Raw genomic sequence first — 25,235 nt, 5'->3', positions numbered from 1 at the left:
GCGCCAACAGGAGATCGAGCGCAACTAGGAACTCAAGAAAGGTACATTTACTACTTCCCCTGATACCGCTCCGACTTGCACTTTCAGTCCTTCGCCGCCCGCTTTTGTGCGGATGTAAGCAAGACCAAAAAAGCCGGATTCAGTTTCCGTAAAACTGGTGAGTTTGCCGACTTTTTCCTCTCCGATTGTGACTGTTGTTCCTGGTTCAACCGCACCGCTCAACTGCACGCCCCAAAGCTGCTGTTTGACTCCTTTGTAGGTATTCAACCGGGCAATTGTTTCTTGACCGATGTAGCAGCCTTTGTCATAGGTAATAGTGTGTAAAAGGCGGGCTTCTAAGGGGTTGTAATCATCTGTGAGTTCAAAATCGGGTGCGGGGCGTCCTTGTTCGATTCGCAGTTGTTCCCAAACTCGATCGCCCATCGGTACGGCCCCAGCTTTGACTAATTCATGCCACAACTTGGCTGCATCGCTTGCTGGCGCAATTAACGTGTATCCGGGAGTTGCTAAACCGCTACCAACCGCCACTCGGACTTCCATACCTGCAAAATTTATCAATTTGTGAGTAGCGTAAGGTCGATTTTCTAGTTCGGTAACTCCGATTTTTTCTAGTAGTTGAGTGCTTTCGGGCCCGATGAAACTGAAAGCAATAGTTGTATCAGTTAAATCTGTTAACTCAACGCGATCCATTGGGAAAATATAGCGATCGAGCAATTCCAACAGTTGGTGGCGGCGGTTGGCTGATACTAGCAGCAGTACGGCATCTTCTGTAGCGTAAGCGGTGGCGAGGTCGATCGTCCGGGCGGTGGATGTGACGAAAACGGTATCGCAACCTTGACCGGGTTTGAGTATATTGAAGTTATTGGTACTTTGATTGTGCAAGAACCGCAGTCGATCGCTATCTGCGATTTGAATGCGTCCCCAGTGAGTGCGATCGTACAAAGCCACACCTTTTTTAGTTGCTGCGATCGCTTCTGCGTCGTTACCAAAACTCACTGGCACAATTTCTTTGGTTGCTAACTCTGCAAAAGTAGCACCGGCCGCTGCTTGAATGTCGTGCAATTCTTGAATCAGCATAAAATTTTGTTGACTGTTGAGTGTTGACTGTTGACTGATGACTGTTGACTGTTAACTACTGCTTTCCTGTCAACTGACAACTGACTATTTGCCCAAATTGGCGAATATTTCTTGTATTAATTGACTGGCTTTGGCATCAAGACGATTCCAATCTACATCGCCAGTGTCATCGTCAATCAAGCTAGTGTCAATTACGACTTCCTGGCTTTGCAGTTGAGAGTGAGCGGGCTGGTAGTTGACAAAGCAGACTCGATAGCAAAGTTCCCAAATATCGACGCATCTTTGCTCGCCTTGAAGCTCTAAAATTAGTTGATAGCCAGGAATGGGAATCTGCACTTCTTGATAAGTACCCGTCCAAACTGACTCCTCTAATTGTTTGCGGATGTTGTCGATCACTCGGATCATCGCTGGCTGCATGAGCAGTTCAGCTTGCTGCCACGCGATCGGGCTAGTTATCTTAGGCTTCATATACACGGTTCTAAAAAAGAAAATCAATAAATTAATTTTCTAGCATTGGGTGGCAACTTTTGAGACATCCGCCACAGAATGTTAAATTTAGTCGTCACCCAATTCAACAGTCAACCCTCAACAGCCACAGTTAAAGCACAGTTAAAGCCGTTCTCGGCTTGACGGCTAAAAACGGCTGAAACTGTTGATATTGAGTTATGGGATGGGTAATGTAGGATTTGAACCTACGGCATCCTGCGTGTAAAGCAGGCGCTCTACCACTGAGCTAATCACCCAATTGCACTCACACCGATTTATCATATCACAGTAACTCAGAAAGATCAAGTAAAAAAAATCATAAACTTTAAATGCCCTCTGGCCGCACCCACGATCAAATAACCATGTGGAGTTTGCCCTTCGTGGCAGCCCTCACCTTTGGCCAGACTCAGAGCAGCAACCTGACTTTGCTCGTTTCCGGCAGCTTCTTATTCGGCGGGCTGATGTTTGGCCCCGACTTGGATATCTACTCCTGCCAGTATCAGCGCTGGGGATGGTTCAAACCGATTTGGCTCCCGTACCAAAAAAGCCTGCGCCACCGCTCTTTTTTGTCCCACGGCCCTCTCATCGGCACTGCTTTGCGAATCTTGTACCTCGCTATCTGGATCGCGGTTCTCGGAATGTTGGGATTGGCAATTGCCGAAAAAGTCGGGAACTTAGGCGGGAATTGGCAGGATGTGGTTTTGAGTTACGGGCGATCGATCTGGGAACACCACATCGAAATTTTAGCCGTTTACATCGGTCTAGAATTGGGCGCTATGAGCCACTATCTGAGCGATTGGGGCGGCTCGGCTTACAAAAGATTGAAAAAAAAAGGATTGAGCGGGTTGCGTCCTCCTGGCACAATTAAGAGGCGCAAACGCCAACCAACCCGTCGCACTTCCAGCAAATCTAAAAGGTAAATTCCGATGTCTAATTCTGAAAGTCGATCGCTCACAGCACTCGAAGAACTTATAGAAGTTGTGGCTAAATTGCGATCGCCAGACGGCGGATGTCCCTGGGATTTAGCCCAAACTCCCCAAACTCTAGTTCCTCACATCATCGAAGAAGCTTATGAAACCGCCGACGCGATTCGCAAAGGAGATAAAGATGCGATCGTCGAAGAATTGGGCGACTTACTGTTACAGGTAATTCTGCAAGCTCAAATTGCCAGCGAATCCCATCAATTTACCTTCGCCGAAATCGCTGCGGGCATTACAGAAAAACTAATTCGGCGACATCCCCACGTTTTCGGCGATGTCGAACTCAACAGCGTGGATGAAGTCAACGAAAACTGGGAAAAAATCAAAGCAGCAGAAAAAGGCACAACTTCGGAAAAGCCGGCAACTTTAGCCTCGAAAATGAGCCGTTATGCCAGCACTTTGCCACCGATCACCGCCGGGATGAAAATCTCCCAAAAAGCTGCGGAAGTGAGTTTTGATTGGGACAGTGTAGACGGCGTTTGGGATAAATTCCACGAAGAAATGGCCGAATTTGAACACGCTCTCAAACACGAGGATAAGGCAGCGCAGCAGTCTGAATTGGGAGATATTATGTTTGTGTTGATTCAATTAGCTCGCTGGTACGATTTAGATCCGTCGGCTGCTTTGCAAGGAACAAACGATCGTTTCGTGCAGCGGTTTGCGAAGGTGGAGGCTGCGTGCGATCGACCTTTGTCAGATTATGCCCCAGAAGAGTTAGAATCTCTGTGGCAGCAAGCTAAAGCTTTAATTGCTAAACAAAAGGGCGCTCGGTAATAACTCACTCCCGATCACTATTGTTAAGAACAGGCAAGATGCCTGTTCCATAACAACTCAATATTTTGCTTGTGGGGTGGGCTTTTAGCGCGCACTTATTGTTAAGAACAGGCAAGATGCCTGTTCCACAACAACTCAATGTTTTGCTTGTGGGGTGGGCTTCTAGCCCGCCCTGAAAAGCTGATTAACCATACTGCCAGATGTCAGCAATCAACTATTCGTAAAGCTTCGCGTCATTGTACGGCGGATGTTCGCACGCGATATATAAAGCATTTGTCGGTTCCAGGGCTTCCCCAGTCACCGGATCGATCGGCTTGAGGACAAAGCATAACAGAGAGAGCGATCGCCAATCCAAATTATCCAGCTTCCCGCGTTCGTAACGGTTGACTGTTGCGGCACTGATACCCACATCTTTGGGTACGGGTTGATTTGTAGCTGTGAACAGCGCCTCTTCATATCCCTTTGTTTTGAACTCTGTTTCGCTGACAGACCAACCTGTTGTCTGTCTTGCTGCTTTTAAAATCTTCCCCAAACGCATCCGCCCCGTTTCCGTGAAGCGAACGGGACGCAATTCCTGCTCTTTGTCTACCACAGCCTTGTTAGAGAGTCCTGACATTTTTCCCACCTACGTTAACTCTCAAACTAGCACAGCATCAATGATTGAGGGTTCACTAGCAACATCTGAGCTTAAGAAGTTTAAATTAAGTTTTCTTGCACTTGTGCAATAAGAGTCTGATATAGTAATATGTAATTGACTCTAAACAGAACTTGCCTCTCAAGCCCTGAGTATACAGCCATGACAGCACTGTTTCGCCGCATCCAACCCTCGAAAAAGCTCCGCATCACCGTCAGGTCGATCCCCCAACTGCTCAAAATCAGCCAAAATCAAATTAAGCGAATCGAATCCTGGGCTTTCGTGGTTTTCGTGCATCGGCGGGACAGAGGCGGACAATTTCTCAGCTACCGGAAGCTGGAAGAATGGCAAAATGCGATCGCCCATCCTATCCAAACCTGCCCCAGCCTTTCCGAACTCTCGCAGCTCAAAACATCCATTCACTACGACAGCCGGAAATTCAAAAAACAATCCCTCCCAAAAACACTTGACTTTTTAAATCAAATGTGTATAGAAAGACAAGACGAACTCAACATCTGGGAAAGCTTAAACTGCATTGCTTCCTAGCAGAAATGAGGCAGATTTCCTTGCCAAAAAACAGAAGCGAAACATTTGCGAGCAATTGCGAGATAAAATCACCCCAAAAATCACCCGCGAATGCTCCGCCACATTGATGAAAGCAATCACCAAAGCAATTAAGACATTGCCTGAGCGATATAATCAAAATAAGGAGCTGCTTCCTTAGCATCCTCCTGATTGAGCAAAGCCAAAGAAGCTTCCTTCAAACAGCGGATAGCTTCGACCATGCCAGGAACAGGAACGCCGAGAGAATTATACATTTCCCGAACGCCAATCAAACCGATGCTTTCGATCGGCTCCTTGTCACCCGCCAAGATACCGTAGGTAATCAGGCGCAAGTACCAGCCGTAGTCGCGCAGACACAAAGCCCGTTCGCGCTGGCCGTAAGCATTACCTCCGGGGGAGATAAAGTCAGGTCGTTTTTTCCAGAGTTTTTTGCTAGCTTCTTCAACAATTTTTTTCTCACTGTCAGACAGCGCAGTAGCAATACGCACCCGCTGTTCTCCGGTTTTAAAAAAATCTTTGATGCTTTGAAGTTCGCCGGTACTGGGATAGCGAAGTTCGTCGTCGGCTTGGAGAATTAGTTGGCTAACTACGCTCATTGTTATTCAAAAGAATTGAGGATATTTGAGAGTAAGATTAATTGACATTCTCATCCGTTAAAGATGAGATTCTTGGTTGGGCGATTTACTTTGCTTCTAACATTTATCAACATTAGAAGTAGCGGGTAAATCTCCGCAAACGTTATGCTTGATATTCAAGCCAGTTTCCCTGTGTTCCAGGGTACTGCGGGAAAAACTCAAAAACTGCGAGTGAGAGTTTTGATGTCGGCAGACACTTTGACTGTTTAACGAGTTTTTTCTACCTCGCCCCAACAGCATATCGCACAGGATCGATCGAGACAACTCACGGCAGGCTTGACTTGCAGGTTGAAGCTTGGCTTTAGCAGCAAGACGTTCAGCAGCAGGAATACAGCCTGCTATTGAGCTTGAGTGCGATGGATGGAGCCGAGCTTCGCTACGACTTATCTCAGGAAAGAGAGAGCGATATTGCATTACCATATTAAATCCTACCACGACTACTTGTGACCAAATCTAAATTCCCGACCCCAAACTCGACGAAATTGGCAAACCCTTGCCAGCAAGGTCAACTGATTGAGATAGAGATTACCGACTTGACAGACACCGGCGACGGAGTTGGTCGTTTTGGTGAGTTAGTAGTGTTTGTGCCCGATACCGTGACGGGCGATCGAGTCCTTGTCCGCCTGGTGCAAGTCAAATCCACCTATGCTACAGGCAAGCTGGACACACTTCTCGAAGCATCCGAACACCGCATTCGAGCTAACTGCATTGTCGCCGACAAGTGCGGCGGCTGTCAGTGGCAGCACGTAGATTATCAATATCAGCTTGCCGCCAAGCAAAATCAAATCATTCAAGCCTTAGAACGGATTGGCGGATTTAGCAATCCCCAAGTTGATGAAATTTTAACGGGAAAAATCGAGGGATTTTCCCAATTTTTGGGATACCGCAACAAAGCGACTTATCCCGTGGCAATATCTGCAACAGGTCAAGTCCAAGCAGGTTACTATCAAAAAAGCACCCACAAATTAGTCAATCTCAATCAGTGTCCGGTGCAAGACCCGCGCCTCAATCCTTTGTTAAAAGAAGTCAAAGAAGACATCCACTGGCGGGATTGGCAAGTCTACGATGAAAAGAAACATACAGGAGAATTGCGTCATTTGTCCTTGCGGATCGGACGGCGCACCGGGGAGATGCTGCTAACTTTAATAGTTCGCACTGGAGAGTTGCCGGGACTCGAAGAGCAAGCATCAGAGTGGCTGAAACAATATCCTCAACTGGCCGGGGTTTGTTTGAATATAAATCCAGCTCAAACTAATGTGATTTTTGGTGCCGAAACTCGCTGCATTGCTGGTCGTTCTTATCTGCGAGAAAGCTTTGCGGGTTTGAAATTTCAGTTAAGAGCAGATACTTTTTTTCAGGTAAATACAGAGGCGGCTGAAGCGCTGTTAGAGGTGATGGTAGGGGAATTGAATTTGCAGGGGAACGAGATTTTGGTTGACGCTTTCTGCGGAATTGGTACTTTTACTTTACCCCTGGCAAAACAAGTAAAAATAGCGATAGGTTTAGAAGTGCAACCGGCGGCGATCGAACAAGCCCAATTAAATGCTGAGTTAAATGACGTGAGAAATGTCGAGTTTCAGGCGGGAACTGTAGAGAGTTTGCTGCCTTCCTTGGGTTTGACACCGGATATTCTGCTGCTAGACCCGCCGAGGAAAGGGTGCGATCGCGCGGTTTTGGAAGCTATCAAGGAAATCAAACCAAATCGCATTGTTTATGTTAGCTGCAAGCCTGCTACTTTGGCTCGCGACCTGAAGATTTTGTGCGAAAATGGGGATTATAAGTTAGCGCGAGTGCAGCCGGCGGATTTCTTTCCTCAGACTTCTCATGTTGAGTGTGCGGCTTTTTTGGTGCGGTGAATCAAAAGGGCGATCGAGCTTATTTGATTAAGTGTGAGATAGCATTTATTGCAGGTTAAATCTTTTGATGAGGTTCCTGATGCTTTTTGCCTGATTAACTCGACAGAGAATGAAGATTAGGTATTTGTGGTTTGGGTTAGCGGCTATCGCGTGCTTCAGGAGATTTTGATCGGTTCACAGCTTTTACTCAAAGAGTGTTCCTTGAATACCCACGGGTAACTGTACAACAGATGTTTTCTCTTTCTTGCGGTGTTCTTGTGTGATTAGGTCAACCCCTTGTAATGTTGGGGGTCGCCAAAGTATTGAATCATCTGCGTCGTGGTCGCGCATCCGTTTCAATGCGGTGTCGCGACTATTCGTGGCATAGCAATAGCTACATCCAAAAACGCAGGTTTCATAAGCACCGATATCCACTGACTCAACACAACCACAATCCTGTCGAGTAGGAGCAGCCTTGAGACGACTTTCTCTATCAGGTCGCAGCATCCTAACTATATCAATATCAATGCAGTGGGCTTTTTCAATACTTTCTCCTGCCAGATTATCCTCACAGCACGAATACAACTTAATTCCCCGTGCAGCGGCAATATCATGTAATTGCTGAAGCAGTTGGCCTTTCTCCTCTAGACAGGGGCGATCGAACTTTACGTTGTACTTTTGTGCCACTTTCCCTAAGTTGCGCTCTGTTTTGCCGTAGAAATCGACAAAAGAAAAGTAACAGCGCCGAGTGTAGCCTTCGAGGTGGCGACTGAGGAAGTCAAACTGCTCTAGATGGAAAGAAGGTGGAGTCAAATCGCTAAGTACGATGGGGTCATATCGCCACTGGACTCGATCGGCAGAAAGACGCTGTGAAAGTTGCTTAAAAGTATCGATCGATACCGAAAGAGGCGGATTGCTGCTCTCTATTGCTTTTGGATAACCAATCATGGTGAAATGAAAATAGAAGCAGTAACCGCGATCGGTCAGAAAATCTAGGTGTGGCAGCAAAGGCTGGGGATTGCGAGTCCAAAACACAATAGCTAAGCAGTCTTCCGGTTGAAGTGAGACGCGGTATACTTGCTTGCTAAATGGGTTTACCCAATGGCAAAAACCTGCTCGAATGCGGTTGAGAAACCACTTCGAGTAGAAGGCTGGAATATCAGTTCGACGACTGGCACTGATAATTTTCATTGGACTTATGCGCTTGACACCTACAAGTATTATATCGCAGATTTGACAAAAAAATCAACAAATGCAAAACCATCGTTCTTTTCATCCTTATATTGCAGATGCCTATACCGCTGTACATAAATGGCTTGCAACTAACCCAGAAGTCAATGGATATCAAAATATAAGCTCTTACAAGCAGTGTGATGATAATAAAGAACCTTTGAAAAGTGCGGCAGCTCAATATAGCCTTTATTTTCCCACACACTATTTTAAAGTCATCCATACTCTAGAAAATATTATTACTCCCGAAAACTTGCTGACTTGGCTTGACCAGAATCGAAATATTTGTTTTGTGGATGTTGGATGTGGTGCGGGAGCGGCTTCTATTGCTTTTGTAGAGATAATTTTACGTTTAAAAGAACAAGGAAAAATCCCACATCCACTCAACATTTATTGTCTGGGTATAGACGTTAACAAATGGACGTTGGCAATCTACAACCAATTGATTAAACAAGTAAAAAATCAAGTTATTAGCTCAAATATTAACTTGGAATTTAGTATATCACCCACAAGTATTAGAGAGGCATTTATTTCAGTAATACGTGATTTATCACAAAAGCGGCAACAATGGCAGCAACCGTTTTTGTGTCACGTTTTAATGATTCATTCTACAGTTGTCGATTTGCTTAGCACTCAGCACAAACGTCAACAACAACAATATGAGGAATTAAAAAAATTAGGCATAGACTCAGATTTAATTGTTAGTAATTATGCTCAGTACAGCAAAGAATATGCACTCGCCTATAAACAGTTATTTGAAGAAGTTCCAATAGATCGTTTATCGGTAGTTACGATTGGCACCGATCGAGACAGATCGACTGTTCAAAAAATGTCAGATGCACTTGCTCAAGGATTTAAGAGCAGTCATCATAATGTTGAGTCCAATTCACTTAGTAAAGAGATTCATCGAGTTTACTATGAAAACCCTATTGGCAGTTATTGGAGAAATATGAAAAATATTATAAAAGTGTCTAAGCCTTCAGAGTTTTATGTCGATATCAGTACGATCGTCAGTGCCAAGTTGCAGAAAGATAACGACTGGCATCAAGTTATAAGTACAGAAAATATTGAACGGGCTTGGGTTCGCACCCGCAAATATCTTTTTGAAGAATCACTTTTTGATGAAGTGGAGATCCGCCTATTTGAAATAAATCTTGAAGGCAACATCAATCGACTACAAAAACAACTAATTGCTTACGTACAAGAAGAAGCACATAAAGAGGACTATATTTCCTATAATTTTGTAAAAAATTCCTCAGATACCCGTCCTAAAGGTTTATCAAGAATGGAAGCTGAAATTCTGTCAACAGCCATTATTCAAAAATTAGGAAAAGAAGCATCGCGATTACAAGGAAATAGCTATGCTTATCGTTTAGCAGCCCAAGGAAAACGTGAAACTGAATATCTATATGCAAATTGGTTTACTGCATATAGCCGTTTTCTTTCAAACCTGCGAAGGAACGCACAAAAATACGAAAATGGTGTAGTAATGCGTGTTGACATTGAATCTTACTATACAAGAATTGTACAAGACAGTTTACTTGAGTTAACAAAAGATTTAACTGAAAGCGAGCGTATCCGTTGGTTACTTAAAATATTACTTTCAAAGCAATTGGAGGAGCATCAATTGGGTTACGGTATTACTCAGGGAAGTATTGGTTCTGCATTTTACGCTAACCTCTATTTAAAACCACTCGATCTAAGATTTGGTACTCAACCTAATGATAATGAGTGGAAGGTGATGTTTTCTAGATACCTTGATGACATGACCCTATTTGTACCAGATCCAGATGATGTCACCGCTGTTTTAGAAACACTTAATGAAGAATTAGAAAAGCTAGGTTTGAATCTCAATAAGGAGAAGACAGAAATATACGATCGAGTTTCAGATTTTGTGGAAAGCATTAAAGAAGATGATTTGTTTGTAGAAGTGAACCTAGAATTTGATAAAGTAATGAACGGGTTATGGATTGGAAATTATCAGTACCGCAATGAGTTCGCAGGAGCTTATAGAAATAATGACTATCTCTGGCGACACCTAATCGAGCAATATCAAAACTGCCTGTATTCTCTCAGAATTTATATCAAAGTCCCCGATTTGAGCAGAAGAATATATAAGTATTTATTTGATAGTAAAAAACGCTATAAAAATTTAAAAATAAAACTAGAATTAAATTTACCACATCTACCATCGGACGATCGTGAAATGTCGATTGAAGAGTGGGGTGATGACTTTCAGAAGTTAAACTCTGAGTGGATGGGAAAAAAAGATAGGTTAAGGACCAAATTAATCAATATATTTCGTGAAAGTTTGAAAGAAATAGAAGAAATACAAAAAATCCCTAGCGATCGTGAAAAAATCCGGAGGGAAAGAACCTTAAAAACATACATTCGCTTTGCAGTTAATAAGTTGCTTATACTTGGCTTCACAGAGATCGTCAGAGATATTGTTGAGATTTTATGTGAAAAACCGTGGGTTTTTCGCGAACCCTTACAAATTGTGGAAAGTCTAGCAATACAAGGTTATCTAGTTGAGCTTATGGAGGTAATAGCATATTATCAAAACCGCAGTATTAAAATGAGTGAATATATACGGGCTATCAGTCTTCGGGCAATACGTTTTTTACCCACAATTAATGAGTATGCTTGGGAAAAAGTGGTTGAATATTCAATAAATGGGACTTTAGTAGAGCGACTTATGGCAACAGAAACATGGTTGTGTTTGGCTTACAATAATCTGTGCGATGGTCTTGTACAAGATAGTCACATAGAGGCTGTGTCGATAGCTTTACACAGGGAACCGCTACCAACAGCTAGATTAAAGAAAAACTATTTGCTGATTTTGGGGTTGTATAAGCGGGATGCCATTAGTGACGAGTCTGTTGATAATAATAATGATTATATGCTCTGCGAAGCTTATAAAATGGCATTAGAAGGAAGTATAGAAGATTTATTTGAAGATTACGAACCCAAAATAATCCGAGATAAGTATTATAGTGGTAAAGATCAGTCGAGTGGAGATGGTGAGGCTGAGGTATCTCCATTTAGTTAAAGAGTCTTGATAAGTAGAATAAATATTGTTTTTCAAATGTAACTAGAAGCGAGTCCCCCTCTACTCCAATTCCTGGTATTCTATACATTTTATCTCTCAAACTGAATCGCAATATTGAACTTTCTGTGAGTGAAAATATTGCTTGGCGGCGGGTGATGGCAAAAGTGGGAAGGCAGTACAAAAAGAAGGTGGATTGCTGGGGTGCAAACTCGATCCAGTCCGCGCTGAATCGCGGGGTGTCCAGAAGTATAGAATAGAGGTTGCAGAACCGGCACACCGCCCGATCGCTCGCCCCCAGCAATTTGTTACTCTAAAAATAGAATCTTCCCTCCCTCAACTCTCTCCCATGAACAACGCTTCTCCCCTGATTCAAACGATAACTCCAGAACGCTGGGCCGGGTTTAGTATGGACTTTATAGGGGCGGGTTACACGGGTCTGTTGGTCAAAAACGGCCGCGCCGTGCGTACCCTAAAATCTGGGCGACATTTCAGCTTTGCCCTTCCCCTGCTGGAACAGTCTCAAATTGTCCTCGTAGACACCAAACTCCGCAATTTGGAGGTGCAGTCGCACGGAGATTTTTTGTCTAAGGATCGATTTTTAATTGATGCCACTCTGACCGTTATTTATCAAGTTATAGATCCGAAACGGGTAGCTTTGGAATTGTCCGATCCTATAGGTGCTTTAGCAAGTGCAGTTAAGGATTGTATGGGATTAGCGATAGGGCAAATACCCCTACAACAGCTTATCAGTCAAGGACGGCTGTTGCTGCGGCAAAATTTGCTCGATCGCGTCCAAGATTTTTATACCCTAGGTTTTAACTTAGAAGACGTGCGAATTGGCGATGTCAGCTTTCCCGAAACCAACGGAGTTATTCGCCAAGTTGAGGGAATGAGTGCCCGACAGGAAGCAGAAAATGCCGCCGCCCTGCAAATGAGAATTGCCGAAGCAGGCCGTCCGATTGTTTCTCAATCTCCCGTACAGCAGTTAAACTTAATTTCAGGTAATTCTCCTGCGAGTCTTCCAGCTTCAGACACAACAGCAGGGTTCGATCGAGATTTACAACAACTGACACAACAACTTGCTCAAAACAGCCTCCCTCCTGGGAGAAATCCTCCCCAACTTGCACCAACGGTACTCGCAAGCAGCGATCGCAAAACAACCGCATATTTAATCTACAAACTTTCTGGAGAAGCGATCGCCCTAACAGCCAATCCCTTTACAATTGGACGCGAACCAACCAACACTTTAGTATTACAAGATCCGCAAAGTTCGCGCTACCACGCTCAAATCCGCCGGACCACCGACGAAATTGGCAAACAGCGGTATCAGCTTGTCGATAGCGGCAGTTCCAACGGCACTTTTGTGGGCGGGCAGAGGCTGGCTGCTAACGAGCCTTTTTGGCTACCAAATGGCTGCGAAATTGCGATCGGCGACCAAAAATGGATCTTTCAAAATTCGTGAGTGAGAGAGATGAAGATTTGTTTAAACAGCAAATAAATGCAGATGAATCCCATCAGCATTCATATGTGTTTATCTACTGACATCTGCGGTTGAAAAATCCCAATCTAAGTAACTTGCTTTAATCACGATATAAAAGAAGTAATAGATGCCGAATCTACCGTCAACAATATGAATGTTTTTTTAAACTGCAGATAAACGCAGATAAACACAGATTAATTCTATCGGCTTTCATCTGTCAGGTTTCTGTAGGGGCGTTGTCAAGAGTCCCCGCCCTTTCAACACAGCTTGACAACTTCTCCCTCCCCAATTCCCTATACTCCCAGGTAGAAGTCTCTTGCCAACCCTAGGGGGGATATCTCCACAAGCATTTCGAGCGACAATTTGTCAAGATTGAAAATATAAGTAGAGGACAACCACATGAACTTTTCTATACAATCTGTTTACAACTGGTACCGCGACACCCTCCGCAACCCCAAATACCGCTGGTGGATTATTCTGGGAACGCTGGCATATTTGGTAAGCCCGATCGACATTGCCCCAGACTTTCTCCCCGTCATCGGACAAATTGACGATGTGGCGATCGCAGTCTTGCTGATTTCCGAAGTTTCGCAAATGGCGATCGACTACTTTAAATCTCGCCAAACAGAGACAGCTTCAGCATCCGAAGCCACCGGTGCCAATTATTCTGAAGCCAACGGCAGCACCGTTGACGTAGATGCAGTTTCTGTAAAATAATTGCCAAAAATAATCGAGCGCTACAACCCCGACTTCTTCAAGAAACCGGGGTTTTTGTTTTTTAAATGGCAACTGCTGAGATCGTGCTCCAAACCTGGTATTTTTAACTATGATCGATCTGTGCTAACAACAAATTTTTATAGATGAAGTTTAGCGAAATAGTACAAAAACTTAACTTAGCCACCAGTCGCACCCTCACAGCGTCGGTTGCTACCGATCCAGAAATTACAGGCGCGGCCCCAGTCGATGAAGCTGCACCCGGTACTATCAGTTACATAGAAGGTGCTAAATTTGCCGTTCATACAGCCACTACAAATGCTTCGGCTTTAATTTTACCCTTAGATGAAAGCCTGCAAGCTCAATGTACCGATCGCAATATTGCTTGGATTGCCGCAGCAGATCCGCGATTGCTGTTTGCTGAAACGATCGCCATTTTCTATCAACCGTTTCGCCCAGCATCCGAAATTCATCCTTCAGCCGTCGTTCACCCCTCAGCAGAAATTAGTGAAAATGTCTATATCGGCCCCCACGTCGTTATTCAAGCAAAAGTCAAAATTGGCAGCAACGTTTGCATTCATCCAAATGTCGTAATTTACCCAGATTCGGTAATTGGCGAAGGCACTGTTTTACACGCTAATTGTGTCATTCACGAACGCACTCGCATCGGGGCAAATTGCGTGATTCACAGCGGTGCGGCGATCGGCAGCGAAGGTTTTGGGTTCGTGCCTACAGCCACAGGATGGGTAAAAATGGAGCAGTCTGGCTGCACGGTATTAGAAGAGGGCGTTGAGGTTGGCTGCAACAGCACGATCGACAGGCCCGCTGTCGGAGAAACCCGCATCGGCCAGAATACAAAAATCGACAATTTAGTACAGGTAGGTCACGGCTGTCAAGTAGGAAAAAATTGCGCCTTTGCTGCTCACGTTGGCATGGCCGGCGGGGTGAAAATTGGCAACAATGTAATTTTGGCAGGTCAAGTGGGAATTGCTAATCAAGCCAAAATTGGAGATGGGGCGATCGCCACTGCTAAAGCCGGAATTCACAGCGACGTGCCCGCAGGTGCGATCGTGACGGGCGTTCCAGCAATTCCCCACAAACTATTTCTCAAAGCCGCAGCCGTCTACAACCGCTTGCCCGAAATGTACCAATCTTTGAGGCAAATTCAGCGCAAGCTCGATCGGTAGTCATTAGTTATTAGTCATTAGTCATTAGTTAAGAATTAACAGTCAACAGCCAACAGCCAACAGTCAACAGTATTATAGTTGCAGCCCCTTAAATGTGGAATAGCATAACCAATCTGCGACTGCTGTCGCCGTCAATACCAGCAATTGTCAAAATAATCTTGTTTTTCTCGATTTGGATTGTTGTGTGGCTTCCTGCAGCGATGGTGCTGGCGATCGCCCTCAAATGGCATCCGCCCCAACCCCTGGGAAACAAAAAACTACCTTTACTAGCTTCCCTCTACGTGATTGTCCCCTTCATTTTATGGGCGGCAAGTTGGATCGAAAACACGTCTTTTACTAACTGGGGTTGGGATTGGCAACCCGCAGTTTTGATGTCATTACTGCGGGGATTGGGATTAGGAATAATCAGCTTAGTAATTTTATTCGGTCTCCAATTAACCGCAGGCTGGATCGAGCTAAAAAAAAGCGAAAATTCTACCGAAACAGTCGAAAAACCAATTAATTTTGGGACTTTAATTTTTAACCCTGCTAGTCTGCTGACTCTGTTATTAGGACTGTGGATTAGCGCCACAGAAGAGTTAATCTTTCGCGGCTGCTTGCAAACAATCCTCCAGCAAGATTACTCAGTGCTAATCGCAGCAGCGATCGCCAGTTTCATTTTTGCGATCGCCCACCTAATTTGGGCAGCCAAAGAAACTCTACCGCAACTGCCCGGATTGTGGCTGATGGGGATGGTTTTAACATTAGCCCGCATCGCCGACAATGGTAGTTTGGGATTGGCGATCGGCATTCACGCAGCTTGGATTTGGGGTATAACTACCGTAGATACAGAAGGCGCAATTAATCCGACAGGTCGCGCACCGGAATGGATTACAGGAATAGCAGCGAAACCGCTAGCAGGTGCAGCCGGCATTTTATTGCTACTAGCAACCGCAACCTTACTCTTCCTGACTCAAATCAGCGTTAATCAGCGCTAATCAGCTTAAATCAGCGGTTAAAATTCAGACATTAATTCAAGTGTCGATCAATCGTCACAATCGAAACAGGCCGCAACGCATCAAAACGAGTGGAATTTCCCCCAGCCAGAGAACGCGATAACTGCACTTGCACGATTCGGTAACTCCAGTGCGGTTCCCGGCGCACCCGATCGCCGATCCAGCTCAAAACAGTAGCAATATCCTCAAAAGCATCCAACGCCAGCACGATCGAGCCTCCAGGAAGCAGCCGCAGGGCGCAAACGCCCAAAATTTTAGTCAACCCTCCGCCACTACCGCCAATAAAAATCCGGTGCGGAGGACGCAAGCGGTGCAAAATTTCCGGGGCGGTTCCGTAAATCGAGAACACATTTTGCAGCCCAAAACGGCCATAGTTGAACTCGATCGCAGAGGTGCCAAAAACCGTTTTTTCGATCGCATACACCTCAGATTGCGGGAATAAACGAGCAATTTCGATCGACACAGAACCGTTACCAGCACCCACATCCCAGACAACTTGTCCCGGTTGCAAAGCCAATTGTCCCAGCACCAACACCCGCACTTCCCGTTCAACCGTCAAACCCGGCTTGTCGCCACAACCGATAAAAGCTGCATCCGGTATTCCCAACAAAGGCAACTTTTCCAAATCAAATGGTTCTGCCCTCGGCGGGGACTCCCGCAGCATCACAACCACGCTCAGCGGTGCAAAAGACTCTCCCAGCAAAGCTGATAGAGAACGCAGGCCCACGCGCTCGTCAGCAGCACCCAAATTCTCGCAAACCCAAAACTCGTAGCGTGTAGGCAAATCTAGAGCTTTGACCAAATTTGCCAGGGCCGCCGGAGTATGAGTTTCGTCGGCGAGTACCGCAATTTTCTCGACACCGAGTTTGAGTTTTGCCGTCAGTTCCTCAAAATAACGTCCTTGAGAGCCAACAAAATGAGCGTCTTGCCAAGGGATTTGCAAGCGGTTAAAAGCCAACTGCACAGAACTGACATGGGGGTGAAAAGTCAATTTTTCTGCCGGCAATTGGGCAATTAACAACTTTCCCCAGCCGTAGAACAGCGGGTCGCCGGCCACTAAAATTACGATCGGTCGATCGCGGGGTTCCACCGTCCCCGCAGAGGGTTCTAATTCGGGTTCAGTCGCCCACCAGCGCCGAATTTCCAGAATTGCTTCGGTCAAATCTTCCAACGCCCAGCGCTCTCCGTCGTGCTGGGGAAAATAGCTCAAATGGCGCTCGCTCCCTATTAGCAGAGCGGCCATTTCTACAACCTGCCGCGCCGATTCGCTCAGCCCAGCAGCTCCATCTAAACCGATACCAACAACGTGTACTGTCACTTTTTAAGCAAAAAGTAAAAAACCAGAATTACTGATTTTTCCTGGTTTTTCATAAATTTTTTCCTTGACTTTACTGTCAAACAAAAATAATTAAAGCATTTAATAGCCAATATCCTGACAATTGTCACAAGCGAGAGGGGGAGAGGGGGAGAGGGGGCGAGAGAGTGGGAGAGTGGGAGATGGGGAGAGTGGGAGATGGGAAAAAATCTTCCTTCTTCCCTCTTCCCTCTTCCCTCTTCCTTCTTCCTTCTTCCTTCTTCCCTCTTCCTTCTTCCTTCGTTAAAACTCAAAAACCGGCCATTCCGGTTGCCGGAGGTAGGTGGCCATGTCCTCAAACTTCCGCAGTTCCACTCGGTTTACGGACAGTTCTTGTGGCGTGTCCAGCCATTGCTCGTTTAACTCTGACAGCAAAGCGCACAAGCGATCGCGGTCAAGGTTCGGCCCGACATCCCCAAAATAAGCCAGAGTAATGTGGGCCGTAAAATGATATTGCTGTTCGATTCCCAAAGCCATTAAATCGGGATTTTGATAGATCGATCGGCGAAACTCCAGAATTTGCTTGTAAGAGTTTTCGTCCGTCGGTGCCAAACAAACACCCACAGCTCTAGTCATCACCATCAACCCCAGCACTATCCAGCGAATGGGAGCGCCGCCCGCCAAGGGTTTGCAGGCGGCAAAACGATCGGCCATGCGCGAGCGCAGTTGCTCCTCAAATTCTGGATTTTTATCAGAGGCATCTCGAAAAGCGCTGTTCCAAATCAAATCGGCTACGGTTAAATGGAAGCTATCAGGAGGCAGTGCCACGAGCGCACCCTCCGCTATTTCCTGCAATAGCCGTTGTTGGCTCGAGTGCAAATTACTATAAAATGCAGCATTTTCTGCATCTTCCCCCGCAGGGGGCGTAATCACGGAATAACCTGGAAAAGGTACAGGATCTCTCCTGCCTGCTTCGTCGGGCTTAAATTTTGGAGATTCCTGAATGTGTTCCACCTGGGACTTGTAGGAGTCCAGCAGCGTCATTCGCGCCACCCGATTTACGTAAGCTTGATAAGTATCATCCAATCTTGATTTCCTCGCGGTGACAAACTCCCACACCAAATTTTATATTATGGTGCGGGCATCCAACAGTCCAATTCAGGATATGTTGGACTTGCAGAACCTGCAACTCTGATTTTTTGGGCTACTGAGCGTTTTTCATGCAAATTTACCTGTTTTGGGGGGAAGACGACTTTGCGATCGCGCAGGCTGTGACAAGTTTGCGGCAAACAGTCCTCGACCCCAACTGGGCTAGTTTTAACTATGACAAGATTATTGCCGATCGAGCCGACGCTGTGGTCGAAGGGCTCGATCGAGCCTTAACGCCGCCCTTCGGTACCGGCAGCCGTTTTGTCTGGCTGGCAAATACGACTGTAACGCAGCAGTGTTCTCCAGAACTGTTGGCCCAATTTGAACGGACGCTGCCAGTGATTCCCCCTACCACCGTGCTGCTGCTGACATCCGTCAAAAAACCCGACAGTCGGCTCAAGTCTACCAAGTTAATTTCCCAGTCCGCCCAAGTGCGGGAATTTTCACCGATTCCGCCTTGGAATGACAAAGAATTAGCCCAGCGGGTGCGTCAAGTCGCGGGCGAAATGAATGTAAAATTGACAGCCACAGCGATCGAACTTTTGGCCCAATCCATTGGCAGCGATACCCGCCAGCTATACAGCGAACTCGAAAAATTGCTGCTGTTTGCGGGCAACCGCAGCCAACCTCTGAACCCGGAGGAAGTTGCAGCACTGGTGCACTGTCACGCCCAGAATACCTTCCAGCTAGCCGATGCGATTCGCGAGGGCAATACCTCCGCGGCTTTAGATTTATTGGCCGGCTTAACTGGCCGCAGCGAGCCTGGTTTGAGGATTGTGGCTGGCTTGACTGGTAAATTTCGGATTTGGCTGTGGGTAAAGGCGATGATCCAAGCGGGCGATCGCGATGATAAAATTGCTCAAGCTCTAGATCTCGGCAATCCGAAACGAGTATACTATTTTCGTCAAGAAGTCAAGAACGCCAGCCTAGAAAAACTGCAAAAAAGTTTGCCTTTGCTGCTAGAGTTAGAAGCTTCTTTAAAGCGGGGGCGAGAAGAAATCTCAACCCTGCAAACCAAAGTTATAGAACTTTCTAGCTTGTTCCGCTGATGCGCGACAGGGCACAGGATCGGCCCCTTACTGTAAATTTTTACAACAAATTTCTTTCTTCGGCTATGTGCTTGATACCGGCTCACGGGCCAAAAGGTCAATAGATACTAGAAATACTCTCAGAATGGCAAAGTAGAAGTTAATGTGGTAAATAAATATTGTCCGCCGAATGCCGATCGGTTAATATTATTTGCCGGCTCTCCACCCCCCCCAAAAAAAGAGCGCTACCCATGACACAACAGAACCCGCGGGAACTGCTCAAGCAAGGCGATCCAAAAGCGATCGCATCTAGCATCAACCGTACACTCAAACCCAAAGGCATCAACGCCGATGTGACGCGGGACAACGGCTGCCTCCACATAATTCTGGAGGCAGACAAAGTACCGGATCAAATGGTATTGGTCGATTTCATCCGCACCGGCATGACGAAGCTGGGACTCGAATCAATTCACACTGTAAAGGTTTACGGGCGTCGAACAGGTGAGGGATCGCCTACGTGGGAAGATGAAATTGATCTGATGCCTGCGGATTCAATGCCTTACCCCTTGGATAGTGGAATGCCTGACGACTCTGTAGGTTTAGATGATGTCGAGCCCGAAGGCGAAGACTATTATCAAGAAGGAGAATTCGATCGAGATGACGACGAGGAAGACGAAGACGAAGACGAAGATCAAGCCCCGCCTCCGAAAAAACAATTTCCCAAATGGGTAATACCTGTGGGTATCTTAGTACCTCTGGCGGCGATCGCAGGGCTTTTCTTTACTAAAACTTTCCCCTTCGGCGACTCGAACCCAGAACCCATCGCCCCCGAAGCTGCTTCCCCTTCCCCGAAACCCGCATCTCCCGCGTCTAAAGCCGCTGCATCCTCTCCAGCCGCATCTCCGGGCACCCCACAGGCAGCCTCCCCTGCACCAAAACCCGCTCCCACTGCTGCTGCGCCAGCAAGCCCAGCTCCAGCCTCTCCTGCACTAAAAGCCGCCGCGCCTAAGCCTGACTCTTGGAGAGAAGCCGTTAACACAGCTCAGAAAGCAGCAATTTCGGCCCAGAAGGCTCAGTCTCAAAATGAGTGGATCGCAGTAGCAAGCGAGTGGCAGCAAGCGGTTAAGCTCATGAGAGCCGTACCGTCAACCAGCCCGAACTATCAAAAGGCTCAGCAAAAAGCGGCAGAGTATCAGGCTAATCTGATTGTTGCCAACCGCAGGGCGGCAGCAGCGCCTTAAGAGTTTTGAGTTTTGAGTTTTGAGTTGAATACTCGATGTGCTAAAAGTCAAAAGTAAGAAAGCCAAAAGTAAAAACAATTGTTTTTACTTTTGGCTTTCTTACTTTTGACTTTTTTCAATTTTATTTAAATTTCATTTAACTTTACCTATTGCTTTAACTCCAAAAGCTGTAATTCTTTTTCATTCAATCCTTTTTAAACCAATTCTAGTTTCATGTTTATCTCAAATCCCGTAGCATCGTCGGCCGTAAAATCCAGTCAACAATCACGCAGCAGCCGGAATTGATATAACTCCTCTGCGTTAATCTGTGTTGATCTGCCGGTATCTGCGGTTAAAAAAAGATAATTTCAGCAAGCGCAGATAACAATGAATTGACGCTGATTCACGCAGAGGTCGAGAATAGAGAGCTGAATGATACCGAGGCTAACAGATTTGATATGACACCAGTATTTAAGCCGATCTTTTGCTAGCTTTGGGGTAGTCTACTCTTCTAACAAGCCAGCTACTTTTCGGTTACTAAAACGTCTTGGTACTTTTAATGTAGCTTTCAGCCGAGAGCCTAATGCTGGTGTAATATTTGATAGTGGAGGGATATTTGATAGTTCTCTTAAGTCAATAGTCCGGACAGTTTTTATATAGCCCAATGGCTTATTCTCGCTTGACTTTGAGTCACTGTGGATAATTAAATCAATGTCAGCTCCACCCCTGATGCGGCATTTAATTCAACTTTATTTATGATCCTTGCGCCGCGTAAGCTTGTAGTCTCGTTCCCCAAACTGTCGTGAGTATTGAAATTCAAGAAAGTGAAATTATTCCGAGTAATTGTTTCCACCAACAAGACGGGATATGTCGCGACTAAGGACTTAACTCAGTCAGACACAAATGACGTACAAAAAGTGTGTGCTCTTCGTTGGAAAATTGTAGAAGGCAACCGAGAAATCAAGCAATTAACAGGAATATAGTCTTGTCAGTGTCGGAAAGCTCGGATTCAAAGAAATCATATTGCTTGCGCTTTACTTGTATGGGTAAGGCTTAAAAGTTTAGCTGCTCGGACAGGTCGAACCATATATACAATCAAAAATGGGCTGTTATCCAATTATTTAAGTGAACAACTGAAACGCCCCAGATTCCGATGTTTATTGTCTAAAAAATATGACAATAAACTGAGAGAAGTTTTGATTCAAAAAGCTGACACGCGAGCTCGGACGGTTGGTTGATGAGTGCCGTACCGAGGGACGGCACTCATCAACTAACCAAGGGCCAAGTTTGGAACTTTTGGAGAGGCTATCGAAGCATTTGTGACAGTTGCGTAAATCCTGCCCAGAAGAAAATTTAGTCTTTGTGGAACGGGCATCTTGCCCGTTCTTAAAAATAATTCAAGCAGAACTGCCACTAACTCCATTAATTACCGCCGCACCAATCAAATGAGCCAAACGCAAAGCTTCAGGAACTTTACCAGTGTCTGTCAAACGCTGGAGCACCAGCGCTATTAATTCGGGTTGTTCGCCGCAAACTTGAAAAAAGAAAGGTTCAAAAGTGTGAATTTTCCCGGCACGGCGCAACAATTCTAAACGGTATTCCGAGTCGGGTAAATGGCGGAGGGCTTTTTCAACAGCATCTAAATCTGGTTGGCGGCGCATGACAGCAACGCAAGGAATTTGCAGCCGCGATGCTAACTCGGGAAGGTCAATAATATTGAAGCCACCGAAAGCAATTCCGTCTAGCAAAACGAGATGCAATTGCGGCAGAAATTTGCCTCCGAGAAGTAGACCAGAAATAGCATCCGTGGCATCTAATCCGTCTGGGAGGACTTGTCCCCACACCATTCCTTCAAATCGAGTTCCGCCGCAGACTATGCCCGCGATCGACACCAGACTGCCGCTTGTACGAGAAAACGGAGCGTCGTCAAAGCCAATAACCTTAATTGTGCGATCGAGCCTGAGCAAATCTGCCAGTTTCAACTTGTGGAGTTCCCTAAACTAAAGTTTTTGAGATTAGCTTGTGTTTTACATAGTATCATATACGTTAAATAGCTCATTACTAAAAAGGTTTTAGACAATTGGCAAAAAAATACGTAGCAGCGATCGACCAAGGAACCACCAGCACCAGATTTATCATATTCGATCGCCGGGGACAGATAATTTGCAGCAACCAACAAGAACACCAGCAAATCTATCCCCAACCAGGATGGGTGGAACACAATCCCGCTGAAATTTGGCAGCGAACCCAAAGCGTGATTAAAAATGCCCTCGAAATCGGCAATATCGACCCTAAAGATATTGCAGCCCTCGGTATTACTAACCAGCGCGAAACTACAATTGTTTGGAACAGAAAAACTGGCAAACCTTACGGCAATGCAATTGTTTGGCAAGATACTCGCACTCACCAAATTTGCGAAAAATTAGCTGAAGTTGAGGGCAAAAATCGATTTCAAAAACGATGCGGTTTGCCGCTGGCAACTTATTTCAGCGGGCCGAAAATTAAGTGGATGCTGGACAATATTCCAGGATTGCGGGAAGCTGCAAATCGAGGGGATGCGGTTTTTGGCAATGTCGATACTTTCCTAATTTGGCACCTGACTGGCGGCGCGCACATTACCGATGTTACCAACGCCAGCCGCACGATGCTGATGGATTTGCAAACTCTCGATTGGGATGCCGAAACTTTGGAAATAATGGCAATTCCCCGCCAGATGCTGCCAGAAATTCGCCCTTCGAGTCAAGTTTTTGGAACTGCAAAAGGATTGCTTGCAGGTGTTCCGATTGCTGCTGCTTTGGGCGATCAGCAGGCCGCGCTCGTCGGGCAAACTTGTTTCAGTCTGGGGGAGGCGAAAAATACTTACGGTACGGGCTGTTTTATGCTGCTGAATACTGGTGAGGCGATCGTCCCTTCAAAAAACGGGTTGCTGACAACAGTCGCCTACAAGATGGGGGAATCGCCCGCTGTGTATGCTTTGGAAGGCAGTATTGCGATCGCCGGAGCTTTAGTGCAGTGGCTGCGGGACAATTTGGGCATCATCAACACATCTGCAGAAGTAGAAACATTAGCAAATACAGTCGAAGATAGCGGCGGAGTTTACGTTGTCCCGGCATTTTCTGGACTCTATGCACCCTATTGGAAAGACAGCGCGCGCGGAGTAATTGCAGGTTTAACTCGCTACGTGACTAAGGCACACATTGCCCGCGCCGTATTGGAAGCGACAGCGTGGCAAACGCGGGAAATATTGGACGCTATGAATCAGGATTCAGCAGTGCAGCTTTTGTCTTTAAAAGTAGACGGAGGTATGGTGGGAAATCACACGCTGATGCAGTTTCAGAGCGATGTTTTGGGAGTGCCTGTGGTGCGGCCTGTGGTAGCAGAAACTACTGCACTCGGTGCGGCTTATGCGGCCGGTTTGGCGGTGGGTTTTTGGAGTCAGCTAGCCGAATTGCGGGACAATTGGGCGGTGGATTGTACTTGGGAACCAAAAATGGCGATCGCACTTCGCGAACAAAAATATCGCTTTTGGAAAAAAGCAGTTTCCCGCACATTCGATTGGGAAGAATAAATCGCTGAGTTAACCCCAAAATCCGTATTTAGTGATATCCTTAAATCCAGCACATTTTTTCAAATTGCAAATAAATGATTTCGCTAAAGAACTTAAAAAAAAATCTCACCGCCTTTCTATTGATACTGACACTGGCATTTGTAGAAATCGCTGCTAATTCCCAAATGGCGATCGCAGATACAGGTACAAATCCCGCAACCGCAGCCGAAGTCTTCAGCGCCAACTGTGCAGGCTGTCACATCAACGGCAGCAACATTATCAGGCGCGGCAAAAACTTGAAACAAAAAGCCTTAAAAAAATACGGCATGGATTCCATCGCCAACATTTCCAACTTAGTAACCAACGGCAAAGGTATTATGCCCGCTTACAAAGATCGTTTGTCGGAACAACAAATTCTCGATGTTTCAGCTTACGTGCTATCCCAAGCTGAAACCGATTGGAAATAAACCAGACTATGTACATTGTAAGACCAGGTTGAGCGCCTAACTTCAGGAAACCAAGCCGAGGTATAATGTAGGGGCAGGTTTAGCGCCTAACTTGGTCACAGATGAATAATCTTTATACAAAACCTGCCTGCTTCTTGTCTTCTATTATTCATCCCTTAATAATCTCACTACAAACCTGTGCTTTTTTCTGTTTTCTGCTAAAAAAATGTAAATTATTGGAGGTATTGGAAGTTGAAAAAATCTTATTGTTGGCGTCGCATTTTAACTATTATTAGCTTGTGCTTGTATATAATCTTAGCTGTCAACCCGCCTGCTTTGGCTTCGATTCACAAATATCCAGAAACTGCTGAGACAGTAATGTTTCGCTCCGTACAAAGCCTGCGTGATACAGACGATCAAGCATGGCAAGTTGTTTTGTACAAGCGAGTTAAGTCGGGAGTAGTAAAGTCTTTAAATCTGAGATTAGTAGGATTTCCCGGAACAGAATTGCAGCACCAGGTTCCGCTGAAAGTTGCGGCGGGCAAGCGCGAAATTAGCACGGCTAATGATATTTGGAACGAGTCTGGTTTGCCAATTAATGTCGGAGAATACGATTTCAAATCAATAATTACACAATTGGAAAGTAATCGACCTTTGCTGTTGAGTTTGCCCGTGAAAAATCAAAAAGACACAGAATTGGTGGTTCCTCCTTTTGCTGTCAGAGAATGGCGGCTGTTGTTAGATAGAAACTAAATATACCAAGTTAAGCGCACTCTACATTTAAAATAGATACAATTTCCAATGTCACAAATGGCTATATTTAAATTATGCCTTAAGGTAGATTTAACGTCTTTGGAGGATAATTTAGTGTGACAAAAACTAAATATACAAATTTAATTTAATCGCAC

The 25,235-nt window shown here is 45.6% G+C and carries 24 protein-coding genes, 1 tRNA gene and 1 pseudogene; 15 read left to right on the top strand and 11 right to left on the bottom strand.

Going from position 1 to position 25,235, the window contains the following annotated elements; translation table 11 throughout:
• Positions 1–24: 24 nt before the first annotated feature.
• The 3 genes from ygfZ to QUB25_RS21260 all read right to left on the bottom strand — a co-directional run bounded on the left by ygfZ (position 25) and on the right by QUB25_RS21260 (position 1,820).
• On the bottom strand, positions 25–1,074 hold the full coding sequence (gene ygfZ / locus QUB25_RS21270; RefSeq protein ID WP_333185803.1) for a CAF17-like 4Fe-4S cluster assembly/insertion protein YgfZ: 1,050 nt from the start codon (positions 1,072–1,074) through the stop codon (positions 25–27).
• 87 nt (positions 1,075–1,161) lie between these two features.
• The gene (locus QUB25_RS21265; RefSeq protein WP_333185767.1) at positions 1,162–1,545 is read right to left on the bottom strand and encodes a hypothetical protein; all 384 of its coding nucleotides are present in this window, start codon (positions 1,543–1,545) and stop codon (positions 1,162–1,164) included.
• A gap of 203 nt (positions 1,546–1,748) precedes the next feature.
• A tRNA-Val gene (locus tag QUB25_RS21260) sits at positions 1,749–1,820 on the bottom strand.
• A gap of 72 nt (positions 1,821–1,892) precedes the next feature.
• On the opposite strand from QUB25_RS21260, the gene QUB25_RS21255 reads away from it, so the two are divergent.
• A complete protein-coding gene (locus QUB25_RS21255) occupies positions 1,893–2,483 on the top strand; it encodes a metal-binding protein (protein ID WP_333185764.1) in 591 nt (196 codons plus the stop codon).
• Positions 2,484–2,489: 6 nt separating this feature from the next.
• Positions 2,490–3,317 (top strand): nucleoside triphosphate pyrophosphohydrolase, encoded by an 828-nt coding sequence (mazG, locus tag QUB25_RS21250; RefSeq protein ID WP_333185761.1) that lies wholly within the window; start codon positions 2,490–2,492, stop codon positions 3,315–3,317.
• 214 nt (positions 3,318–3,531) lie between these two features.
• On the opposite strand, the gene QUB25_RS21245 is transcribed toward mazG, so the two are convergent.
• Entirely contained in the window at positions 3,532–3,933 is a 402-nt protein-coding gene (locus QUB25_RS21245; RefSeq protein ID WP_172192721.1) for a helix-turn-helix domain-containing protein, read from the bottom strand.
• 180 nt (positions 3,934–4,113) lie between these two features.
• On the opposite strand from QUB25_RS21245, the gene QUB25_RS21240 reads away from it, so the two are divergent.
• The gene (locus QUB25_RS21240; protein ID WP_333185759.1) at positions 4,114–4,497 is read left to right on the top strand and encodes a hypothetical protein; all 384 of its coding nucleotides are present in this window, start codon (positions 4,114–4,116) and stop codon (positions 4,495–4,497) included.
• Between the two features lie 128 nt (positions 4,498–4,625).
• On the opposite strand, the gene QUB25_RS21235 is transcribed toward QUB25_RS21240, so the two are convergent.
• A complete protein-coding gene (locus QUB25_RS21235; RefSeq protein WP_333063958.1) occupies positions 4,626–5,111 on the bottom strand; it encodes an allophycocyanin subunit alpha-B in 486 nt (161 codons plus the stop codon).
• 96 nt (positions 5,112–5,207) lie between these two features.
• Entirely contained in the window at positions 5,208–5,570 is a 363-nt protein-coding gene (locus QUB25_RS21230) for a hypothetical protein (RefSeq protein WP_333185757.1), read from the bottom strand.
• A 23-nt stretch (positions 5,571–5,593) separates the two neighbouring features.
• Here QUB25_RS21230 and rlmD point away from each other — a divergent pair, with 23 nt between their 5' ends.
• Positions 5,594–7,006: a 23S rRNA (uracil(1939)-C(5))-methyltransferase RlmD gene (gene rlmD / locus QUB25_RS21225; protein ID WP_333185755.1), complete on the top strand. Its 1,413-nt coding sequence runs from the start codon at positions 5,594–5,596 to the stop codon at positions 7,004–7,006.
• 183 nt (positions 7,007–7,189) lie between these two features.
• On the opposite strand, the gene QUB25_RS21220 is transcribed toward rlmD, so the two are convergent.
• Positions 7,190–8,176, bottom strand: coding sequence for a DUF1848 domain-containing protein (locus tag QUB25_RS21220; RefSeq protein WP_333185752.1), 987 nt, complete (start codon positions 8,174–8,176; stop codon positions 7,190–7,192).
• A gap of 61 nt (positions 8,177–8,237) precedes the next feature.
• Here QUB25_RS21220 and QUB25_RS21215 point away from each other — a divergent pair, with 61 nt between their 5' ends.
• The 5 genes from QUB25_RS21215 (at position 8,238) to QUB25_RS21195 (ending at position 15,625) form a co-directional block, all read left to right on the top strand.
• Positions 8,238–11,267, top strand: coding sequence for a reverse transcriptase domain-containing protein (locus tag QUB25_RS21215; protein ID WP_333185750.1), 3,030 nt, complete (start codon positions 8,238–8,240; stop codon positions 11,265–11,267).
• A 142-nt stretch (positions 11,268–11,409) separates the two neighbouring features.
• Positions 11,410–12,729: an SPFH domain-containing protein gene (locus tag QUB25_RS21210; RefSeq protein WP_333185748.1), complete on the top strand. Its 1,320-nt coding sequence runs from the start codon at positions 11,410–11,412 to the stop codon at positions 12,727–12,729.
• Positions 12,730–13,146: 417 nt separating this feature from the next.
• Positions 13,147–13,464, top strand: coding sequence for a YkvA family protein (locus QUB25_RS21205; RefSeq protein ID WP_333036095.1), 318 nt, complete (start codon positions 13,147–13,149; stop codon positions 13,462–13,464).
• Positions 13,465–13,607: 143 nt separating this feature from the next.
• Positions 13,608–14,648, top strand: coding sequence for a UDP-3-O-(3-hydroxymyristoyl)glucosamine N-acyltransferase (gene lpxD, locus QUB25_RS21200; RefSeq protein WP_333185745.1), 1,041 nt, complete (start codon positions 13,608–13,610; stop codon positions 14,646–14,648).
• A 92-nt stretch (positions 14,649–14,740) separates the two neighbouring features.
• A complete protein-coding gene (locus QUB25_RS21195; protein WP_333185742.1) occupies positions 14,741–15,625 on the top strand; it encodes a CPBP family glutamic-type intramembrane protease in 885 nt (294 codons plus the stop codon).
• Between the two features lie 31 nt (positions 15,626–15,656).
• Here QUB25_RS21195 and cbiE read toward each other — a convergent pair whose 3' ends face one another.
• The 3 genes from cbiE to QUB25_RS21180 are packed head-to-tail and all read right to left on the bottom strand — an operon-like array spanning position 15,657 to position 17,981.
• Entirely contained in the window at positions 15,657–16,961 is a 1,305-nt protein-coding gene (cbiE, locus tag QUB25_RS21190) for a precorrin-6y C5,15-methyltransferase (decarboxylating) subunit CbiE (RefSeq protein ID WP_333185739.1), read from the bottom strand.
• Positions 16,958–17,251, bottom strand: coding sequence for a hypothetical protein (locus tag QUB25_RS21185; protein ID WP_333185736.1), 294 nt, complete (start codon positions 17,249–17,251; stop codon positions 16,958–16,960). The genes cbiE and QUB25_RS21185 overlap by 4 nt, the downstream gene beginning before the upstream one ends.
• A complete protein-coding gene (locus QUB25_RS21180; RefSeq protein WP_333063966.1) occupies positions 17,241–17,981 on the bottom strand; it encodes a DUF1868 domain-containing protein in 741 nt (246 codons plus the stop codon). The genes QUB25_RS21185 and QUB25_RS21180 overlap by 11 nt, the downstream gene beginning before the upstream one ends.
• A gap of 176 nt (positions 17,982–18,157) precedes the next feature.
• Here QUB25_RS21180 and holA point away from each other — a divergent pair, with 176 nt between their 5' ends.
• From holA to QUB25_RS21165, 3 genes and pseudogenes are all read left to right on the top strand, one after another.
• Positions 18,158–19,135, top strand: coding sequence for a DNA polymerase III subunit delta (holA, locus tag QUB25_RS21175; protein WP_333036104.1), 978 nt, complete (start codon positions 18,158–18,160; stop codon positions 19,133–19,135).
• A gap of 230 nt (positions 19,136–19,365) precedes the next feature.
• Positions 19,366–20,355 carry a hypothetical protein gene (locus QUB25_RS21170; RefSeq protein ID WP_333036105.1) on the top strand — a complete coding sequence of 330 codons (990 nt, stop codon included), beginning with the start codon at positions 19,366–19,368 and terminating at the stop codon, positions 20,353–20,355.
• A 791-nt stretch (positions 20,356–21,146) separates the two neighbouring features.
• Positions 21,147–21,488: pseudogene (locus tag QUB25_RS21165) on the top strand (IS701-like element ISPlag1 family transposase); the annotation flags it as partial.
• 243 nt (positions 21,489–21,731) lie between these two features.
• Here QUB25_RS21165 and QUB25_RS21160 read toward each other — a convergent pair.
• On the bottom strand, positions 21,732–22,316 hold the full coding sequence (locus QUB25_RS21160) for an endonuclease dU (RefSeq protein ID WP_333185731.1): 585 nt from the start codon (positions 22,314–22,316) through the stop codon (positions 21,732–21,734).
• Between the two features lie 98 nt (positions 22,317–22,414).
• Here QUB25_RS21160 and glpK point away from each other — a divergent pair, with 98 nt between their 5' ends.
• The 3 genes from glpK (at position 22,415) to QUB25_RS21145 (ending at position 25,080) form a co-directional block, all read left to right on the top strand.
• Entirely contained in the window at positions 22,415–23,902 is a 1,488-nt protein-coding gene (gene glpK, locus QUB25_RS21155; RefSeq protein WP_333185728.1) for a glycerol kinase GlpK, read from the top strand.
• Positions 23,903–23,976: 74 nt separating this feature from the next.
• Positions 23,977–24,348: a c-type cytochrome gene (locus QUB25_RS21150; RefSeq protein ID WP_333185725.1), complete on the top strand. Its 372-nt coding sequence runs from the start codon at positions 23,977–23,979 to the stop codon at positions 24,346–24,348.
• A 231-nt stretch (positions 24,349–24,579) separates the two neighbouring features.
• Positions 24,580–25,080: a DUF3122 domain-containing protein gene (locus QUB25_RS21145; RefSeq protein WP_333185722.1), complete on the top strand. Its 501-nt coding sequence runs from the start codon at positions 24,580–24,582 to the stop codon at positions 25,078–25,080.
• Positions 25,081–25,235: the final 155 nt, after the last annotated feature.

This window comes from Microcoleus sp. B3-D7, assembly GCF_036705305.1.
Taxonomy (GTDB): domain Bacteria; phylum Cyanobacteriota; class Cyanobacteriia; order Cyanobacteriales; family Microcoleaceae; genus Microcoleus.
The sequence above is the reverse complement of the archived record's forward strand: the minus strand, read 5'-3'. Positions and strand labels throughout refer to the sequence as shown.

Coding starts and splice junctions, on each gene's coding strand:
- QUB25_RS21230 (WP_333185757.1), bottom strand. CDS start 5,570: ATGGTAATGCAATATCGCTCTCTCTTTCCTGAGATAAGTCGTAGCGAA.
- QUB25_RS21240 (WP_333185759.1), top strand. CDS start 4,114: ATGACAGCACTGTTTCGCCGCATCCAACCCTCGAAAAAGCTCCGCATC.
- QUB25_RS21220 (WP_333185752.1), bottom strand. CDS start 8,176: ATGAAAATTATCAGTGCCAGTCGTCGAACTGATATTCCAGCCTTCTAC.
- QUB25_RS21245 (WP_172192721.1), bottom strand. CDS start 3,933: ATGTCAGGACTCTCTAACAAGGCTGTGGTAGACAAAGAGCAGGAATTG.
- QUB25_RS21180 (WP_333063966.1), bottom strand. CDS start 17,981: ATGACGCTGCTGGACTCCTACAAGTCCCAGGTGGAACACATTCAGGAA.
- QUB25_RS21170 (WP_333036105.1), top strand. CDS start 19,366: ATGACACAACAGAACCCGCGGGAACTGCTCAAGCAAGGCGATCCAAAA.
- QUB25_RS21255 (WP_333185764.1), top strand. CDS start 1,893: ATGCCCTCTGGCCGCACCCACGATCAAATAACCATGTGGAGTTTGCCC.
- QUB25_RS21215 (WP_333185750.1), top strand. CDS start 8,238: ATGCAAAACCATCGTTCTTTTCATCCTTATATTGCAGATGCCTATACC.
- QUB25_RS21235 (WP_333063958.1), bottom strand. CDS start 5,111: ATGAGCGTAGTTAGCCAACTAATTCTCCAAGCCGACGACGAACTTCGC.
- holA (WP_333036104.1), top strand. CDS start 18,158: ATGCAAATTTACCTGTTTTGGGGGGAAGACGACTTTGCGATCGCGCAG.
- QUB25_RS21150 (WP_333185725.1), top strand. CDS start 23,977: ATGATTTCGCTAAAGAACTTAAAAAAAAATCTCACCGCCTTTCTATTG.
- QUB25_RS21265 (WP_333185767.1), bottom strand. CDS start 1,545: ATGAAGCCTAAGATAACTAGCCCGATCGCGTGGCAGCAAGCTGAACTG.
- QUB25_RS21195 (WP_333185742.1), top strand. CDS start 14,741: ATGTGGAATAGCATAACCAATCTGCGACTGCTGTCGCCGTCAATACCA.
- mazG (WP_333185761.1), top strand. CDS start 2,490: ATGTCTAATTCTGAAAGTCGATCGCTCACAGCACTCGAAGAACTTATA.
- QUB25_RS21205 (WP_333036095.1), top strand. CDS start 13,147: ATGAACTTTTCTATACAATCTGTTTACAACTGGTACCGCGACACCCTC.
- lpxD (WP_333185745.1), top strand. CDS start 13,608: ATGAAGTTTAGCGAAATAGTACAAAAACTTAACTTAGCCACCAGTCGC.